Source organism: Streptomyces sp. NPDC088785, assembly GCF_044750685.1.
Lineage (GTDB): Bacteria > Actinomycetota > Actinomycetes > Streptomycetales > Streptomycetaceae > Streptomyces.
Map to the genome: position 1 here is coordinate 139,552 of NZ_JBIVKH010000009.1, position 16,574 is coordinate 156,125.

The window sequence follows — 16,574 nt, forward strand, 5'->3', positions numbered from 1 at the left end:
TTGCTGATTCCACGACGAAAACTCTTCGCTCTTCTCTTGTGGGAGCGGCCATGGCCGCCCTACTGTCGCCGCACCCGTGAGAGAAACGAGGAACTGATGTCGTGGTTCAGCACCCGCGCGGCCGCGGGACGGCTCGACGTCCTGCCGCGAAGACCCGCCAGGATCGCCACCGTGCTCGTCGCCGTGTCCGCCTCCCTCGGCCTCACGCTGGTCGGCACCGACGCCGTGGCCGGGCCGAGCACCGACGCCCGGCCCGTCGTGACGCGCGCGGGCCTCGACCCCGCACTCGTCGCCGGCCGCGGCGCCGATGTGCCCTTCGCCGAGCAGGAGGCGGAGAACGCCCGGACCAACGGCACGGTCATCGGCCCCGACCGGACCGCGTACACGCTCCCGTCCGAGGCGTCGGGCCGCAGCGCCGTCAGACTCCGGCCGGGCCAGTACGTCGACTTCACCCTGCCGCGCACGGCCAACGCCCTCACGGTCCGCTACAGCATCCCGGACGTCGCGGGCGGCGGCGGCATCACGGCGCCGCTGGACGTCGCGGTGAACGGCTCCCGCCGCGCCACGATGACGCTCACCTCGCAGTACGCGTGGCTCTACAACCAGTACCCCTTCAGCAACGACCCGCAGGCCGACCTGCTCCACCCCGACTGGTGGATCACCGAGTGCCAGTGTGTGCCGAACGCGACCACGCCCGCCCCGGTCGTCGACAAGCCCTTCCGGCCGAGCCACTTCTACGACGAGCAGCGCCTGCGGCTGGGGCGGACCTACCACGCGGGGGACACGGTGCGGCTGAGCGTGCCGGCCCGCACCCCGGCCGCCTGGACCGTGATCGACCTCCTCGACTCCGAGCTCGTGGCCCCGCCGCGCGTCGTGCCCGTCGCCGCGAACGTGCTCGCCTTCGGCGCCGACCCGCTCGGCCGCCGCGACTCCGCCGGCGCCCTGGACAGAGCCATCGCCTTCGCCCAGCGCAAGCACCTGAAGGTCTACGTCCCGCCGGGCACGTACAAGGTCGACCGGCACATCGTCGTGGACGACGTGACGATCGTCGGCGCGGGCAGCTGGTACACCATCTTCAAGGGCCGCGAGGTCGCCCTGAGCACCCCGGCACCGGACGGCTCCGTGCACACCGGGGTCGGCTTCTACGGCAAGGACGCGGCGGACGGCGGCAGCAGCGACGTCCACCTGTCGGGCTTCGCCGTCGAGGGCGACGTGCGCGAGCGCGTCGACACCGACCAGGTCAACGCCGTGGGCGGCGCGCTCAGCGACTCCAGCGTCTCCGGCCTGTACCTGCACCACACCAAGGTCGGCCTGTGGTTCGACGGCCCGATGCGCGGACTGCGCGTCACCGACAACGTCATCGCCGACCAGATCGCCGACGGCCTCAACTTCCACACCGGCGTGACCGACTCCACGGTCTCCGGCAACTTCGTCCGCAACACCGGCGACGACGCGCTCGCCATGTGGTCCGAGAAGACCGGCAACGCGCGCAACACCTTCGCGCACAACACCGTCCAGACGCCCGTCCTCGCCAACGGCATCGCGATCTACGGCGGCACGGACAACACCGTCACCGGCAACCTGATCGCCGACCCGGTCCGGGAGGGCAGCGCCATCCAGGTCGGCTCGCGCTTCGGCGCCGAGCCGTTCACCGGAAAGCTCGACATCACGGACAACACGACGGTGCGCGCCGGCACGTTCGAGCTGAACTGGCGGATCGGTCTCGGCGCCATCTGGTTCTACGCGCTGGAGAAGGACATCGACGCGGACATCCGGGTCACCGGCGACCACTTCCTGGACAACACCTACAACGCGATCATGTTCGTGTCCGACTTCCCGGTGAAGGACAAGTACCGGATCGAGGGCGTCCACTTCAAGGACATCCGGGTGGACGGCACCGGCACCTCGGTGCTCAGCGCCCGCGCGGCCGGCTCGGCCTCCTTCGAGAACGTCGACGCCCGCAACGTCGGCGCCGTCGGCATCAACAACTGCGGATCCTTCAACTTCCCCTCGACGGGATCCGAGTTCACCGTCCGGGACCTCGGCGGCAACGACGGGGGCGGCACCACCGGCCCCTGGCTCGCCCCCTGGGAGCTGCCGAACACCATCACCTGCGACGACCGTCCGGCCGTCGTCGCTCCGCCCGCCCCCGGAGCGTGGTGACAGCACACCGCCCTCCGGACGACCGCGTGCCCCGACGAGCCCCGTGCCCGTCGGGGCACGCGCCCGTCCCGGCCCCCGGACTCAGTCGTCGTACGGGGTGAGGTCGGCCCGCTTCGGCGGCCGGCCGTCCCCCGAGGACCTGCCGGTCAGCCGGCGGCCGATCCACGGGACCAGGTGCTGCCGCGCGAAGCGGGCGTCGCTGACGCGGCGCGTCACCCAGGTCGCCCGGACCGCGGGCGGCAGCGGCGACCGCCAGTCGTCCTCGCTGGCGTGGCCGAGCGCCTCCCAGACCGCCCCGGCGACCCGGCGATGCCCCTCCGCCGTCAGATGCAGCCGGTCCACGTCCCACATCCGCTGGTCCCCGAGGACACCGGCCCCGTACAGATCGACGACGAGCGCGCCGTGCCGGGCCGCGAGGTCGTCGATGCAGACGAACAGCTCCTCCATGCGCGGCCGGAACCGCTCCATGACCGGGCCGTTGCGGCCCGGGCTGCGCATCAGCACCAACTGCCGGCACGAGGGCGCCAGCTTCTCGACGGCCTCGGTGAGCAGGTCGCGGACCCGGACCATGTCGCACTTGGGGCGCAGGGTGTCGTTGAGCCCGCCCACCAGGGTGACGACGTCGGCCCGCATCGACGCGGCGACGTCGATCTGCTCGTCGACGATCTGCCCGATGAGCTTGCCGCGCACCGCCAGGTTCGCGTAGCGGAAGCCCGGGGTGTGCGCCGCCATCCGGGCGGCCAGCAGGTCGGCCCAGCCGCGGTAGGAGCCGTCGGGCAGCAGGTCCGACATGCCCTCGGTGAAGGAGTCGCCGACCGCGACAAGACTGGTGTAGTTGGCATTCATCTGCATGGCGCCAGTGATGGTATCCCGGCCCCACCGGTCGCGTCCGCCGCAGGTCTGGGCAGCGGGCGGGTACGGCGGTATGCCGGGAGCACCGGGCCGGCACAGGAACGGAAAACCCGGGGCACGGAACAGAGCGGGGGAGACCGGTATGGGCATGGGCAGCATGTGGACGACGAGTTTCTGGAAGGCCACCGCCGAACGGGCCGTCCGGACCTTCGCACAGTCACTGGCGGCCGTCCTGGTCGCCGGGGCGACCAGCCTGCTCGACGTCGACTGGGCGGCGGCGCTCGGCACGGCGGGCCTCGCCACGGTGCTGGCGGTGCTCACCGCGCTCGGCGCCGCGGGCGTCGGCCCCCACGGACCCGGGATCCTGGAGACCCCCACCGGCGAACCCGCGGCGCGGCGCGCGGACTGAACCCGGCCCGCACGCCGCCCCTCACACGGGCTGGCCGAACAGCTCGCGCAGCAGGTCCTCCATGGTCACCAGGCCCGCGAGCCGGCCGTCCGCGCCGAGCACCGCCGCGACATGCGTCCGGCTGCGCCGCATCGCGGTCAGCACGTCGTCCAGCGGGGTCGCCTCGCGCACCCGCGCGATGGACCGCATGTCCGGCACCCGGAACGGCAGATCGCGCGGCGTCGCGTCCAGCGCGTCCTTCACGTGGAGGTAGCCGACGATGCGCCGGCCCTCGTCGACGACCGGGAAGCGCGAGAACCCGGACTCGGCCGACAGCTGCTCCAACTGCTCGGGAGTGACGCCCACGCGCGCGTAGACGACCTTCTCCAGCGGCAGCACCACGTCTTTGACCGGGCGGCGGCCCAGCTCCAGGGCGTCGTGCAGCCGTTCCTGCGCGCGGTCGTCGATCAGACCGGCCTCCGAGGAGTCCCGGACCAGCCGGGCCAGCTCGCTGTCCGAGAACGTCGCCGCGACCTCGTCCTTCGTCTCCACGCGCAACAGTCTCAGCAGCGTGTTCGCGAAGGCGTTGACGGCGAAGATCACCGGGCGCAGGGCGCGCGCGACGGCGACCAGCGGCGGGCCGAGCGCCAGCGCGGCGCGCACCGGCTCGGCGAGCGAGATGTTCTTCGGGACCATCTCTCCGAGCAGCATGTGCAGATACGTCGCCACGGCCAGCGCGATCACGAACGCGATCGGATGGACCAGCCCGTGCGGCATCCCGACGGCGTCGAAGACCGGCTCCAGGAGATGGGCGATGGCCGGCTCGGCGACGATGCCGAGCACCAGGGTGCACAGCGTGATGCCGAGCTGCGCCGCGGCCAGCAGCGCCGACACGTGCTCCAGGCCCCACAGGACGCTGCGCGCCCGGCGGTCGCCCTCCTCGGCGTGCGGCTCGATCTGGCTGCGCCGTACGGAGATCAGCGCGAACTCGGCGCCGACGAAGAACGCGTTGACGACGAGGGTCGCCAGGCCGATCAGGAGCTGGATCGCGGTCATCGGGCCTCCTCCCGCACGGTGTCGGTGGCGAGCGGTGCGTGCAGCAGCACGCGCGCGGCACGGTGTCCGTGCGCGTCCACGACGTCGAGCCGCCACCCGGCGACCTCGACGCTGTCGCCGGTGTCGGGGATGCGGCCCAGCTCGGTGGCGACGAGCCCGGCCAGGGTCTCGTACGGACCGTCGGGGGCGCGCAGCCCGACCCGGGCGAGCTGGTCGGTGCGGGCGGCGCCGTCGGCCGAGTACACCGCGCGGCCCGCGTCGTCCGCGCCGGCGGGCGCGATGTCGGGCGTCTCGTGCGGATCGTGCTCGTCGCGCACCTCGCCGACGACCTCCTCGACGATGTCCTCCAGGGTGGCCACACCGGCCGTGCCGCCGTACTCGTCGATGACGACGGCCATGGTCCGCCTGCCGGACAGCCGGTCCAGGAGCTGGTCGACGGAGAGCGTCTCCGGCACCAGGAGCGGTTCGCGCAGCAGCTCGGACACGCGCGAGCGGGCGCGCTGCGCGGCGGGCACGGCGAGCACGTCCTTGATGTGGACGATGCCGACGACGGAGTCGAGGTTGCCGCGGAAGACGGGGAAGCGGGACAGGCCGGTGGCCCGGGTCGCGTTCGCCACGTCCTCGCAGGTGGCCTGCACGTCGAGGGCGACGACCTGGACGCGCGGCGTCATCACGTTCTCCGCGGTCAGGTCGGCCAGGTTCAGGGTGCGGACGAACAGCTCGGCGGTGTCCGCCTCCAGGGCGCCCGCCTTGGCGGAGTGCCGGGCCAGCGCCATCAGCTCCTGCGGCCCGCGCGCGGAGGCCAGCTCCTCGGTCGGCTCGATGCCGAAGCGGCGCACGAGCCGGTTCGCGGTGTTGTTCAGATGGGTGATGAAGGGCCGGAAGACGGCGCTGAACCAGCGCTGCGGCGTGGCCACCCGCTTGGCGACCGCCAGCGGCGAGGAGATCGCCCAGTTCTTCGGCACCAGCTCACCGACGACCATCAGGAACACCGTCGACAGCGCGGTGCCCAGCACCAGCGCCACGGACGTCGACGCGCCCTTCGGGATACCGAGGCCTTCCAGCGGCCCCGCGATGAGCTTGGCGATGGACGGCTCGGCGAGCATGCCGACGACCAGGTTGGTCACGGTGATGCCGAGCTGGGCGCCCGAGAGCTGGAAGGTGAGGTTGCGCGCGGCCTTCAGCGCGCCGGCGGCGCCGCGCTCGCCCCGCTCGACGGCATCCTCCAGCTCACCGCGCTCGACGGTGGTGAGCGAGAACTCGGCGGCCACGAAGGCGCCGCAGGCCAGCGAGAGCAGCACTGCGACGGCGAGCAGGAGTACTTCGGTCATCATCGGGTCGTCACCTCCGTCCCATGATCGGCCAGGGACGGCTGCGGCGCGCGATCTCGGGGACCGCGCAGGGGGTTCGACCGGGTACTGGGAGGCTCGCCCATGGGCGGACGCTCACACCTTTCACTGGAGAGGTCTGGCGTGCCCCGCGCGATGCGGGGCACGGGCCCATGGTAAAGGATCGGCAAAGCGTTCGTCACGCTACCGCTCGGTCAGCGGCTTGACCCAGCGGCTCCACTGCGGCTCGGGTGCGTAACCGGCCGCCGTCCACGCGGGGTGCGCCGCCGCGTTGCGGTCCAGGACCATCGCGTCGGCGCGCCGCCCGCCGAGTGCGAGGAACCGCTCCTCGGCCGCCGCGAGCAGTGCCGACCCGATGCCCTGCCGGCGTGCGTCCGGACGGACGGCGAGCCGGTACAGATGGCACCGCCAGCCGTCGAACCCGGCGATCACCGTCCCCACCAGCTCGCCGTCGCGCTCGGCGAGCAGCAGCGCCGCGTGGTCGCGGGCGACCAGGCGCTCCACGCCCGCGCGGTCGTCGCTGATGCTGGTGCCCTCGGCGGCCACCTTCCAGAAGGCGAGCACGGCGTCGAGATCGGTGGGGGCGGCGGACCGGATGCGGAGATCGTTCATGACGCGTACGCAACCAGGCGGGGGCCGCGCGCCGCAACGGCTTTCAGGGGCCGGTGACCGACCGTCCCGCCCACGGCGGCGCCGGCTCCGCCAGCGCCGAGAGCCGGTCGCGCAGCGCGTCGGGGAGGGCGACGGCCCGGCCCGCCCGCTGGTCGACGTACAGGGCGAGCAGTTCGATGGTGGCGACGGCGTCCGGGCCGCCCGCGGACATCTCGTGCGCGAACCGGACCTTCTTCCCGGCCGCGCCGAGCACCCGCGTGCGCACGGTGAGCGCGGTCCCCTCGGGGACGTCCCGCAGATAGCGGACGTGGGACTCGACGGTGTACAGCGAGCAGCCGGTGCGCTCGCGGTAGGCGGCGTCGACGCCGGTGCGGTCCATCAGGGCGTCGGTCGCGAACCCGAAGACCAGGACGTAGAACGCCTCGCTCATGTGGCCGTTGTAGTCGATCCACTCGGGCCGTACCGTCGCGTGGAACAGCGGTGGGGCGCTCACGCGTCACCGCCCCGGGGCAGCCGGCCGGTCGCGCGCAGCACGGCGATGACGTCCCGGTCGCGCTCGCCGACCAGGTCGGCGACGGTGCGCCCGGCGGCGGCGGCGTCGCAGCCGGACACCACGGCGTCGTACAGCTCCCGGTCCAGCTCGGGGGCTTCGAGCCGGGTCCACGGCGACTTCAGGGACGGCCCGAAGTGGTCGAGCATGTGGGCCATGCCGCCCTCGCCGCCCGCCAGCGCGAACGTGAGCATCGGGCCCATGACCGCCCAGCGCAGGCCGGGCCCCTCGGTGATGGACCGGTCGATGTCGGCGACCGTCGCCTCGCCGTTCGCCACCATGTGCAGCGCCTCGCGCCACAGGGCCTCCTGGAGGCGGTTGGCGATGAAGCCGGGCACCTCGCGGTCCATGGTGATCACGGACTTGCCCGCGCGCTCGTAGAAGCGGGACAGCCAGGCCACGGCCCCCGGGTCGGTGTGCTCGCCGCCCGCCACCTCGACGAGCGGTATCAGGTACGGCGGGTTGAAGGGGTGCCCGACGACGAGCCGGCCGGGGCCGCCCGCCGTCGTCTGCATGTCGGTCATCGGATAGCCGGAGGTGGAGGAGGCGATCACGACCCCGGCGGGGGTCGCCGCGTCCAGCCGCGCGAGCAGCTCGCGCTTCAGCTCCAGCTTCTCCGGAGCGCTCTCCTGGACGAACTCGGCGTGTACGACGGCCTCTTCGAGGGTGTCGGTGACGGTGAGCCGGTCGGGCGACGCGCCCGGGGCGGGCCCCAGCTGTTCGAGTGCGGGCCAGGCCGCGTCCACCAGCCGCCGCAGCCGGGCCCCGGCGTCGGGCGCGGGGTCCCACGCGGTGACGTCGTAGCCGCGGCCGAGGAAGTGCGCGACCCAGCCGCCGCCGATCACTCCGGCGCCGACGCAGGCGACGCGGCGCACGGACTCGGGGGAGGTCTTCTCGGTGAAGGTCAAGCGAGGACTCCTTGGGTGGGTCGGGCCTCAGCCGCGGGGCTTGAGACCGAGCTGGAGGCGGGCCTCGTCGGGGGTGGCGATCCGGGCGCCCATCGCCTCGACGAGCGTCACGGCGCGCTCCACGAGCTGGGCGTTGGTGGCCTTGACGCCCTTGCCGAGATACAGGTTGTCCTCCAGGCCGACCCGCACGTGCCCGCCGAGCAGGACCGACTGGGCCACCCACGGCATCTGCATCCGGCCGAGCGCGAAGCTCGCCCACCGCGCGCCCTCGGGCAGCATGTGCACCATCGACTGGAGCACCCCGGGGTCGGCGGGCGCTCCCCAGGGGACGCCCATGCAGAGCTGGAACACGGTCGGGTCGTCGAGCAGTCCTTCGGCGAGCAACTGCTTGGCGAACCACAGCTGTCCGGTGTCGAAGATCTCCAACTCGGGCCGCACGCCCAGCTCCTGGATGCGGCGGGCCCCGGCGCGCAGCATGTCGGGCGTGGAGACGTAGAGGTTCGAGCCGTCGCCGAAGTTCAGCGAGCCGCAGTCCAGGGTGCAGATGTCCGGCAGCAGTTGCTCGACGTGCGGCAGCCGCTCCAGACCGCCGACGAGGTCGGTGCCGGGCAGCTGCCGCAGCGGCTCGTCGGGGTCGACGACGAGGTCGCCGCCCATCCCGGCGGTGAGGTTGATGACGACGTCGGTGCCGGTCTCCTTGATGCGCTCGACGACCTCCCGGTACAGCCGCGGGTCGCGCGAGGGCGCGCCGGTCTCCGGATCGCGTACGTGGATGTGGACCGCGGCGGCGCCGGCCTCGGCGGCCCGCACCGCGGAGGCGGCGATCTGCTCGGGGGTGACGGGGACGTGGGGGCTCTTGCGCACGGTGTCACCGGCGCCGGTGAGGGCGCAGGTGATGATGACGTCCTGGTTCATGGGTCGCGTCGGATCCTCTCGGGGGAAAGGCGGGCGGGCGACGGAAACGGGGTCGGGGACGGGGTCGGGGGACGGCGGAGCCGGGCCCGGGGGCCGTGCGGCTCGGCGTCGGGACGTCACGACCGTAACCGCGCACCCTCCTCCCTCTCAAGCCCTCGTTTCATGATGCGAGCCTGCGTCGCACCATATGAACGCGGACCGCGTGGGGTCAGAGCGTCTGCGCGGCCCGCCCGATCTCCTCCGCCGCGGCCCGCGCCAGCGGTCCGAGGGTGTCGAAGCGCGACTCCGGCACCCGGTCGTGCGGCCCCCAGATGCTGACCACCGCGAACGGCCGGCCCCCGCTGCCGAGCACCGGAGCGGAGACGCCGTACAGGCTGCGTTCCATCTCGCCCAGACAGACGCTGTAGCCGCGCTCCCGGGTCCGTTCGAGATCCGCCCGCAGCCGTCGCCGGTCGGTGATCGTGGTGTCCGTGAACGCCTCCAGCGCGTCGCCGAGCAGCGCGTCCCCCTCCTCCTCGGGCAGCCAGGCGAGCAGCGCCTTGCCGGTCGACGTCGCGTGCAACGGCACCTGCCGGCCGAGCCACTTGGCGCTGAGCACCACCGGCGGTGTCACCTCGTCGACATAGGTGAGCCCGAGCTGCTGCACCACCGCGAGGTCGGCCGTCTCGCCGGTCTGCGCACTGACCCGGCGCAGGGTGCCGTGCGCGCGCCGGATCAGCCCGTCGTACCCGGCGGCCGACCCCATCCGGGCCACCTCGAAGCCGATCGTGTAGCGGTGGGTCACCGGGCTGCGCTCCACCAGGCCGAACCGCTCCATGGTCGACAGCAGACGCCAGGCCGTCGCCCGGTTCAGGTCGCAGCGGGCCGCGAGATTCGTGGCGGTGTCCCCTTCCGGCGCGCTGTCCGCCGCGGCCCGCAGCAAGGTGATCGCGCGCTCCAGGGACTGCACCGTGCCGGTGGGGCTCGCACCCTCGCCGACCTGCGGGGATTCGGTGTCGTTCGTGGTGTGCCGGGTGTTCGGCATAGGTCTCGGTCCCTCGGCTCTCTCGCCCTGTTCTTCACTGGGGGGAATACAAGTGGTGATCGTGGGCAGAAGCGCAGGCGCATGGCCTGCGACCTGGATCTTCCTCACTTGACCTCCCTCACGGCCGTATCTATGTTCTCAGCATCCGAGCGGCGATCGCGCCATGTGAACGTACGGAATGTCCTGTGATCTGGAGGCGAGGCCCCACCATGTCCGACAGTGTTTCTCCGCCCGGCGACGATTCCCGGGTCCGGTCCCGCGCACTGAGCCGCCGCCGCGTCCTGCGCGGCGGCGCGCTGCTCGCCGGCGCCGTCCCGGCCGCGGGCCTGCTCAGTGCCTGCTCGCGGCCCGTCGTCGCCGCGTCGAACGGGAAGCCGCGGCGCGGCGGCGTGCTGCGCGTCGGCGTCAGCGGCGGCAGCGCGAAGGACAGCCTCGACCCGCACAGCCCGCTGACGTACCCCGACCAGTCCCGTGTCGTGAACCTCTTCGAGCCGCTCTTCACGCACGACGCCGACTACCGCATCAAGCCGCTGCTCGCCGAGTCCCTCGAATCGTCCAAGGACGGCAGGACCTGGGTGGTCAAGCTGCGCCGGGGCATCGAGTTCCACAACGGCAGGACGCTCGATGCCAACGATGTCATCGCGACCCTGCGCCGCGTCGTCGACCCCAAGGCGCCCACCGCGGGGGCGGGCAGCCTCGCGATGCTCGACGCGAAGGGCCTGAAGCGGGAGAACGCCACCACGGTACGGATCCCGCTGACGGTCCCGTACGCGCTGTTCGAGGACCTGCTCGCCCAGTACACGCTCGGCATCGTCCCGGAGGACTTCGACCTCAGGCGGCCGGTCGGCACCGGGCCGTTCGTCTTCCGCTCGTTCACGCCCGGCGACCGGTCCACCTTCCGGCGCTTCGACGGCTACTGGCGGCGGCCCGCGTACCTCGACGAGGTGCACATCCTCGACTTCCCCGACGACACCGCGAAGATCAACGCGCTGCTGAGCCGCCAGCTCGACGCCATCGACAACCTGCCGCCCGCGTACATCGAGATGATCAAGAACCAGGGCGGGCGGGTGCTGATCTCCAAGACCGGCTCCTGGAACCCCCTCACGATGCGGGTCGACACCGCCCCCTTCGACGACGTCCGGGTCCGGCAGGCCTTCCGGCTCATCGTCGACCGGCCGCAGATGGTCGAGCAGGTGCTCGGCGGCCAGGGCCGCGTCGGGAATGACATGTACTCGCCGCTCGACCCGGCCTACGCCGGTCACCTGCCCCAGCGCCACCAGGACCTGGCCCGCGCCCGCTCCCTCCTCAAGGCCGCCGGACACGAGGACCTGCGGGTCGAGCTCGTCACCTCCTCCGGCATCGGCGCCGGCTCCATCGAGGCCGCCCAGCTCTTCGCCCAGCAGGCCAAGGGCGCCGGGGTGAAGGTCGACGTCCGCATCACCGACGCGGCGACCTTCTACGGCGACCGCTACCTGAGCTGGCCCTTCGCCCAGGACTACTGGATCACCCGGAACTACGTCGCGCAGGTGGACTCCGGCTCCCTCAAGTCCTCCCCGTACAACGAGACCCACTGGAACGATCCGGAGTTCAACAGCCTCATGACCCGGGCCCGACGCGAATTCGACCCCGACAGACGCAAAGCACTGCTCCAGGCCGCACAGAAGATCGAGTACGACCGCGGCGGACACATCGTCTGGGGATTCAAGAACCAGGTGGACGCCTACGCGGCCAACGTCACCGGCTTCACCCCGAACGCCAACCTCCCGCTGTCCAACTACGAGTTCCGCAATGTCTCGGTCAGTGACTGAGCCGGCGGCGGTCCCCGCGGCGGACGGGTCCCTCCACCGCGACGACGCCCCCAGCCCGACACGCACCTGGACCCTGTGGGCGCTGCGCCGCGTCGGCATGGCGGCCCTCACCCTCTGGCTGATATCCCTCCTGGTCTTCACCGCCACCCATCTGCTCGGCGACCCGGCCCAGGCCATCCTCGGCCGTTCGGCCACCCCCGAACGCCTGGCCGCGCTCCGCTCGGACCTCGGCCTCGACCAGTCCGCCGTGCACCAGTACTTCTCCTGGCTCGGCGGCGTCCTCACGGGCGACTTCGGCACCTCGCTCGCCACCAAGGGCCCGGTCTCCGCGCTCATCGGCGGGAAGATCGTCAACAGCGCCGTCCTGGTCGCCATCGCGGCCGTCATCATCGCCCCGCTGTCGGCACTCGTCGCCCTCTACTCGGCCCGCCGCCGCGACAGCGCCGTCGACCACGTCATCCAGGTCGCCCTGCTCGGCACCGCCGCGCTCCCCGAGTTCGTGATCGGCATCCTGCTCGTCACCCTCTTCTCCACCGTCGTCTTCACCTGGCTGCCGTCCGTGGCGGTCTCCTGGGCCGGCGGACCCTGGACCGACCCCGTCGTCATGATCCTGCCGGTGGCGACGCTCACCCTGGCCGTCGTCCCCTACGTCGCCCGGATCCTGCGCGCCAGCCTCATCGAGGTCCTGGAGAGCGACTACGTCGAGATGGCCCGCCTCAAGGGCGTCCCCGAGCGCCGCGCCGTCGCCCGGCACGCCCTCGGCAACGCCGTCGTGCCCGCCATCCAGGTCATGGCCCTGCAACTCGCCTGGCTCGCCGGGGGAGTCGTCGTGGTGGAGAGCCTGTTCCTCTACCCCGGCATCGGCACCGCCCTGGTCGACGCCGTACGCAACCGGGACGTCCCGGTGATCCAGGCCCTCGCCCTGCTGATCGCCGCCGTCTACGTCGTCGTCAACCTGATCGCCGACGTCCTGACCATCCTCGTGACACCCAAACTCCGGACGGGGGTGCGGTGATGGCCACCGCTGTGCTCGACACCAAGACCGGCACGACCGGGACGGACCCGGTCCCGCGCCGCTTCCGGCTGCGCGGCGCGCTCGCCTCCGGCCGCACCTGGGTGGGCATCGTGCTCACCGTCGGCATCGTGGGCATCGCCTTCCTCGGCCCGCTGTTCTCCCCGCACGGGGAGAACGACATCGTCGGCGCCCCCTACTCGGACGCCGCGCCCGGCGCGCTCCTCGGCACCGACTACCTCGGCCAGGACGTGTGGAGCCGGCTCCTCGCGGGCGGCGACTGGGTCGTCGTCACCGCCGTGTCCGCCACCGTCCTCGGCATGGTGCTCGGCGTCGCCGCCGGGCTCGTCGCCGGCTACGCGCGCGGCTGGCTCGACGAGGTCGTCATGCGGATCTGCGACGTGATCCTCGCCTTCCCGCAGATCGTGCTGGTCCTGGTGCTGCTGTCGGTGGCCGGGCCCAAGCGCTGGCTGGTCGTCGTGGTCGTCGGCGTCTCGCACGCGCCGCGCGTCGCCCGCCTCACCCGGGGCATGACGACCGGCCTCGCGACCCGCGAGTTCATCCAGTCCGCCGAGGCGCTCGGCGAGAAGCGCACCCGGATCCTGTTCCGCGAGCTGCTGCCGAACATGTCGGCCCCGCTCCTCGCCGAACTCGGCCTGCGGCTCACCTACTCGGTCGGCCTGGTCGCCTCCATCGGCTTCCTCGGCTTCGCCTCCGACCCCAGCGCCGCCGACTGGGGCCTGATGATCAACGAGAACCGACTGGCCCTCGCCGTCCAGCCCTGGGCGATCCTCGCCCCGGTCGTCGCCATCGCCGTCCTCGCCCTGGGCACGAACCTGATCGCCGACGGCATCGCCCGCGCGGCGGCCGGTTCCGGGCCGGGTGAGCGGGCGTGAGCCGTCCCTTCCCCCGCTCCGAAGGGAGCCACCCGATGACCCCACCGATCACCGACGTCGAACCCGGCACCGGTACCGCCGCCGCGTCCTGCACCGTCACCGGCCTGCGCGTGGTGCTCGGCCGCACCGGCCCCGACGTCGTCGACGACATCAGCTTCGACGTCGCCGCGGGCGAGATCCTGGCCCTGGTCGGCGAGTCCGGCAGCGGCAAGACCACCATCGCCACGGCCCTGCTCGCCCACACCCGCCGGGGCGCCCGCGTCGACGCCGGCGAGGTCGTCCTCGACGGCCGCGAACTGCTCGGCGCCCCCGCCGCGGAGGCCCGCAGGCGCCGCGGCTCCGAGGTCGCCTACGTGCCGCAGGACCCCGCCGCCTCCCTCAACCCCGTGATGCGCGTCGGCAGCCAGATCCGCGAGGTCCTCGACGTCCACCACGCGGGCACCCCGGCCGAACGCGACGCCCGCGTCCGCGAGGTGCTCGCCGAGGTCGCGCTGCCCGACGACGACGCCTTCCTGCGCCGCTACCCGCACCAGCTCTCCGGCGGGCAGTTGCAGCGCGTCGGCATCGCCATGGCGTTCGCGCTGCGGCCCCGCGTCCTCGTCCTGGACGAGCCGACGACCGGCCTCGACGTCACCACCCAGGCCCATGTCCTGTCCACGGTGCGGGAGTTGTGCGCCCGGCACGACGTGGCCGCCGTCTACGTCACCCACGACCTCGCCGTCGTCCGCGAGTTCGCGCACCGCGTCGCCGTGATGTACGCGGGCCGCATCGTCGAGATCGGCCCGCGCGGGACCGTCTTCGCCGCGCCCTCGCACCCGTACACCCGCGCCCTGCTCACCGCCGTCCCCAGCGTCAACGAGGCCCGCGTGCTCACCGGCATCCCCGGCAGCACCCCCTCACCGGGCCGGCGCCCCACCGGCTGCCGGTTCCGCGACCGCTGCGACTTCGCCGAGGACGCCTGCGCGCAGCGGGAGCCGGAGCTGACCGCCGTCACCGGCAGCGACGTGCGCGCCCGCTGCCGCCGGGTGGACCACGTCCGCGCCCGCCCGCTGACGTTCACCGTCGCCCCGCCCGCCGCCACCGAGCGCCCCGCCCCCGTCCTCACCGTCGAGGCGCTGACCGCCCACTACGGATCCCGGCAGATCCTGCACGGCATCGACCTCACCGTCGGCCGCAACGAGTGCGTGGCCGTCGTCGGCCAGTCCGGCAGCGGCAAGTCGACCCTCTCCCGGGCCATCGGCGGACTGCACGACGAGTGGACCGGCAGCGTCACCTTCCAGGACGCGCCGATGCCGCCCGGCGCCCGCCGGCGCGGCCGCGAGCTGCGCAAGGCCGTCCAGTACGTGTTCCAGAACCCCTACCTGGCGCTCAATCCCCGGATGACGGTCGGCAAGATCATCCGCAGGCCGCTGGAACTGTTCGGCCTCGCCCGCGGCGCCGCCGCCACCGAGCGCGTCCACGAGCTGCTCGCCCAGGTCATGCTCGCGCCCGGCGTCGCCGACCTGCGCCCCGACCGGCTCTCCGGCGGCGAGCGCCAGCGCGTCGCGATCGCCCGCGCGCTCGCCTGCGAGCCCGAGCTGCTGATCTGCGACGAGGTGACCTCCGCGCTCGACGTCTCCGTACAGGCGTCGATCGTGACCCTGCTCGACGACCTGCGCACCAGCCGCGGCCTGTCGATGCTGTTCGTCACCCACAACCTCGCCCTCGTCCGCTCGCTCGCCACCCGGGTCGCCGTCCTCTCCGACGGCCGCATCGTGGAGGAGGGCCCGACCGCCGAGGTCCTGGACCGGCCCGCGCACCCGTACACCCGGCAACTGCTCACCGACACCCCCGGCCGGGAGGACGGCGACCGCCCCGCACCCGTAGGAGAAGGCACCTGATGGCCACCGCCCCCCTGGCCCGCCCCGACATCGACGCGCTGCGCGAACCGCAACGGCTGATCCCGTGCTCGACCGAGATCCCCCGGTCCGCCGCGCCGCGGCCCTGGCCGCGCGCCGAGCGCCCGCTCGCCGTCCGGGTGACCGGTGCCGGACGGACCATGGACCTCGACGAGTTCCTCGACCTCACCTGCACCACCTCGCTCGTCGTGATCGTCGACGGGACCCTGGTGCACGAGCGGTACTTCCACGGCGTCACGCCCGAGGACCGGCTGCTCGGCAACTCCGCGACCAAGTCGGCCCTCGCCCTCCTCGTCGGGACCGTCGCGGACCTCGACCTCGACGCGCCCGCGCGCTCCTACGTCCCCGAACTCGACGACCCCGCCTGCGGCTACCGCGAGGTGACGGTCCGTCATCTGCTCGCCATGACCACCGGCGTGGACTGGGCGGAGGACCACCGCGACCCGGCCTCGCCCGCCGCCCGGCTCGTCGCCCCCCTGCGCGAGGGCCGCGGCAGCCTGCGCGAGCAGCTCACCTCCATCCCGCCCGGCCGGACCCCCGGCACCTCGTTCACGTACTGCACCGCCGACTCGCTCGTCCTCGACTGGGTCCGCGAACGAGCCACCGGCCTCGACTTCGCCACCCATCTGGGCCGCCTGTGGAACGACCTCGGCGCCGAGCACCCGGCCGTCGTCGGCCAGGACCCGCACGGCGTCGCCATGGCCGGCGGCTCGCTCGCGGCGACCGCCCGCGACTGGGCCCGCCTCGGCCTGCTCCAGATGGACGGCCGCGTCGACGGGCGCGCCCTCGTCCCGCAGGAGTGGACCGACACGTCGAGCCGCCCCGGTGAGCCGTTCCTGCACCCGGGCCGGCTGCCCGTGTCGATCACCGCGCACGCCGGGTTCGGCCACCACTGGTGGCCGCTGGACGCGGCGGGGCGCCGGGTCACCGCGGACGGCATGCGCGGCCAGTTCGTCTACGCCGACCGCGACCGCCGGGTCGTCGTCGTCAAGACCTCGGCCTGGCCGCACGGCGACGCCTGGGCCGACATGCAGTACCGCGACCTGTGCTACCTGGCGCTCCCGGCCATCGCGGAGGCGGCCCTGAACGCCTGACACGGGGCGCCGGTCCACATTCGCGGGCCTTGTGGGTGCTAGTGGACCG

Annotated in this window: 15 protein-coding genes; 7 read left to right on the forward strand and 8 right to left on the reverse strand. The window is 73.0% G+C overall.

Annotation, left to right across the window (positions count from 1 at the left end; all coding sequences use genetic code 11):
* The first annotated feature begins 96 nt into the window (after positions 1–96).
* The gene (locus ACIP5K_RS24105; RefSeq protein ID WP_401412524.1) at positions 97–2,163 is read left to right on the forward strand and encodes a glycosyl hydrolase family 28-related protein; all 2,067 of its coding nucleotides are present in this window, start codon (positions 97–99) and stop codon (positions 2,161–2,163) included.
* 81 nt (positions 2,164–2,244) lie between these two features.
* Here ACIP5K_RS24105 and ACIP5K_RS24110 read toward each other — a convergent pair whose 3' ends face one another.
* Complete coding sequence (locus tag ACIP5K_RS24110) at positions 2,245–3,015, reverse strand: SGNH/GDSL hydrolase family protein (protein ID WP_401412525.1); 771 nt, start codon at positions 3,013–3,015, stop codon at positions 2,245–2,247.
* Between the two features lie 142 nt (positions 3,016–3,157).
* Between ACIP5K_RS24110 and ACIP5K_RS24115 the strand changes: the two genes are divergently transcribed.
* On the forward strand, positions 3,158–3,424 hold the full coding sequence (locus tag ACIP5K_RS24115) for a holin (protein WP_401412527.1): 267 nt from the start codon (positions 3,158–3,160) through the stop codon (positions 3,422–3,424).
* Positions 3,425–3,445: 21 nt separating this feature from the next.
* Here the strand turns inward: ACIP5K_RS24115 and ACIP5K_RS24120 are convergent, their stop codons facing one another.
* The 7 genes from ACIP5K_RS24120 to ACIP5K_RS24150 all read right to left on the reverse strand — a co-directional run bounded on the left by ACIP5K_RS24120 (position 3,446) and on the right by ACIP5K_RS24150 (position 9,817).
* On the reverse strand, positions 3,446–4,459 hold the full coding sequence (locus tag ACIP5K_RS24120; RefSeq protein ID WP_401412529.1) for a hemolysin family protein: 1,014 nt from the start codon (positions 4,457–4,459) through the stop codon (positions 3,446–3,448).
* Entirely contained in the window at positions 4,456–5,790 is a 1,335-nt protein-coding gene (locus tag ACIP5K_RS24125) for a hemolysin family protein (RefSeq protein ID WP_401412531.1), read from the reverse strand. Before ACIP5K_RS24125 ends, ACIP5K_RS24120 begins: the two co-directional genes overlap by 4 nt.
* Before the next feature lie 201 nt (positions 5,791–5,991).
* Positions 5,992–6,420: a GNAT family N-acetyltransferase gene (locus ACIP5K_RS24130; RefSeq protein WP_401412533.1), complete on the reverse strand. Its 429-nt coding sequence runs from the start codon at positions 6,418–6,420 to the stop codon at positions 5,992–5,994.
* Positions 6,421–6,463: 43 nt separating this feature from the next.
* Complete coding sequence (locus tag ACIP5K_RS24135) at positions 6,464–6,913, reverse strand: thioesterase family protein (RefSeq protein ID WP_401412534.1); 450 nt, start codon at positions 6,911–6,913, stop codon at positions 6,464–6,466.
* Positions 6,910–7,878 (reverse strand): 3-hydroxyacyl-CoA dehydrogenase NAD-binding domain-containing protein, encoded by a 969-nt coding sequence (locus ACIP5K_RS24140; RefSeq protein WP_401412535.1) that lies wholly within the window; start codon positions 7,876–7,878, stop codon positions 6,910–6,912. Before ACIP5K_RS24140 ends, ACIP5K_RS24135 begins: the two co-directional genes overlap by 4 nt.
* Before the next feature lie 27 nt (positions 7,879–7,905).
* Entirely contained in the window at positions 7,906–8,793 is an 888-nt protein-coding gene (locus ACIP5K_RS24145) for a 3-keto-5-aminohexanoate cleavage protein (RefSeq protein WP_401412537.1), read from the reverse strand.
* A 208-nt stretch (positions 8,794–9,001) separates the two neighbouring features.
* Complete coding sequence (locus ACIP5K_RS24150; RefSeq protein ID WP_401412539.1) at positions 9,002–9,817, reverse strand: IclR family transcriptional regulator; 816 nt, start codon at positions 9,815–9,817, stop codon at positions 9,002–9,004.
* A 209-nt stretch (positions 9,818–10,026) separates the two neighbouring features.
* On the opposite strand from ACIP5K_RS24150, the gene ACIP5K_RS24155 reads away from it, so the two are divergent.
* The 5 genes from ACIP5K_RS24155 to ACIP5K_RS24175 are packed head-to-tail and all read left to right on the forward strand — an operon-like array spanning position 10,027 to position 16,525.
* Positions 10,027–11,625, forward strand: a complete 1,599-nt coding sequence (locus tag ACIP5K_RS24155) for an ABC transporter substrate-binding protein (RefSeq protein WP_401412541.1) — start codon at positions 10,027–10,029, stop codon at positions 11,623–11,625.
* Positions 11,618–12,640 (forward strand): ABC transporter permease, encoded by a 1,023-nt coding sequence (locus ACIP5K_RS24160; RefSeq protein WP_401412543.1) that lies wholly within the window; start codon positions 11,618–11,620, stop codon positions 12,638–12,640. Before ACIP5K_RS24155 ends, ACIP5K_RS24160 begins: the two co-directional genes overlap by 8 nt.
* A complete protein-coding gene (locus ACIP5K_RS24165; RefSeq protein WP_401412544.1) occupies positions 12,640–13,533 on the forward strand; it encodes an ABC transporter permease in 894 nt (297 codons plus the stop codon). The genes ACIP5K_RS24160 and ACIP5K_RS24165 overlap by 1 nt, the downstream gene beginning before the upstream one ends.
* Before the next feature lie 35 nt (positions 13,534–13,568).
* Positions 13,569–15,413 (forward strand): ABC transporter ATP-binding protein, encoded by a 1,845-nt coding sequence (locus tag ACIP5K_RS24170; RefSeq protein WP_401412546.1) that lies wholly within the window; start codon positions 13,569–13,571, stop codon positions 15,411–15,413.
* Positions 15,413–16,525, forward strand: coding sequence for a serine hydrolase domain-containing protein (locus tag ACIP5K_RS24175; RefSeq protein WP_401412548.1), 1,113 nt, complete (start codon positions 15,413–15,415; stop codon positions 16,523–16,525). Before ACIP5K_RS24170 ends, ACIP5K_RS24175 begins: the two co-directional genes overlap by 1 nt.
* Positions 16,526–16,574: the final 49 nt, after the last annotated feature.